General features: G+C 53.8%; 1 protein-coding gene. It reads left to right on the forward strand.

Features of this window, described 5'->3' with window-relative positions; all coding sequences use genetic code 11:
* The first annotated feature begins 77 nt into the window (after positions 1-77).
* Entirely contained in the window at positions 78-1,145 is a 1,068-nt protein-coding gene (locus MO767_RS30810; RefSeq protein WP_282483616.1) for an IS630 family transposase, read from the forward strand.
* Positions 1,146-1,175 lie beyond the last annotated feature (30 nt).

Below are 1,175 nucleotides of genomic sequence, written 5' to 3' on the forward strand. Positions count from 1 at the left end.
ACCTAGTGTCCTGTCTCCGAAATAAGTTTCCAGCCTGAGCTATGCTTCTGTGGTCAGTCAGTGCATGGAGCGATCATATGAATTTTCAGGACATTGTGCTCAGTGAAGCCGAACAAGTTGAACTGAGTCGGCGCATAAGATCCGCCACGATCAGTCAGCGCGACGGTCGTCGAGCGCGGGTGATTTTTCTGGCGGCTCAAGGTCGTTCGCGTAACGAGATTGCCCAATTGACCGGTCTTTCCGTTGTTTCAGTCACCCGTTGGTGCAAGCGGTTTCAAGAGCTGCGTCTACAAGGCCTGGTGGATCTACCCGGACGCGGTCGCAAGCCATCCTTGCCGGCCGAAGCATTGAAACGAACCCTTGAACAAGTCACTCAACCGCGTATCGGTCAACCTCGCTGGAGCTGCCGAAGCATGGCGCGAGTCGCCGGTATCTCGCCGGCCAGCGTCCAGCGCATATGGGCCGCCAACGACATAAAGCCGCACCTGACACGTACCTTCAAACTGTCCAACGATCCAAACTTCGAAGAGAAATTCTGGGATGTTATTGGGCTGTATCTGGATCCGCCGGATAAGGCATTGGTGCTCTGTTGCGATGAAAAAAGCCAGGTTCAGGCCCTGGAGCGCACTCAGCCTGGACTGCCTTTAGGGATCGGTCATATCCGCACGCAATCGCACGATTATATCCGCCATGGCACCGTCACCTTGTTCACAGCGCTGGACTATCTTCAGGGACGCTTGATCAGTTCCATCGAGCGACAACACCGGCATCAGGAATGGCTGGAGTTTCTCAAGAAGATCAATCGCGAAACGCCCAAGCACCTTCAGTTGCATTTGATCGTCGACAACTACGCCACGCACAAGCATCCAAAAGTGAAGGCTTGGCTGGAAAAACATAAACGCTTCCACATGCATTTCACCCCGACTTCCAGCTCGTGGATGAACATGGTTGAACGCTTCTTTCGCGACATCACGGTGTACCTGCGTGACGGAAGTTTCAGTTCGGTTCGTGAACTGGAAAGCTCGATCACCACCTTCCTGGCACTGCGAAATGCGCAGCCGACTCGCTACGTCTGGAACGCCAAGGGGGAAGATATTTTGAACAAGATACAGCGAGCCCGTGAGGCAATGGTCTCACAGGCATGAGGAGCTTTATTTGTGAGACGGCACACTAGA

Source organism: Pseudomonas sp. UYIF39 (assembly GCF_029963765.1).
Classification (GTDB): domain Bacteria; phylum Pseudomonadota; class Gammaproteobacteria; order Pseudomonadales; family Pseudomonadaceae; genus Aquipseudomonas.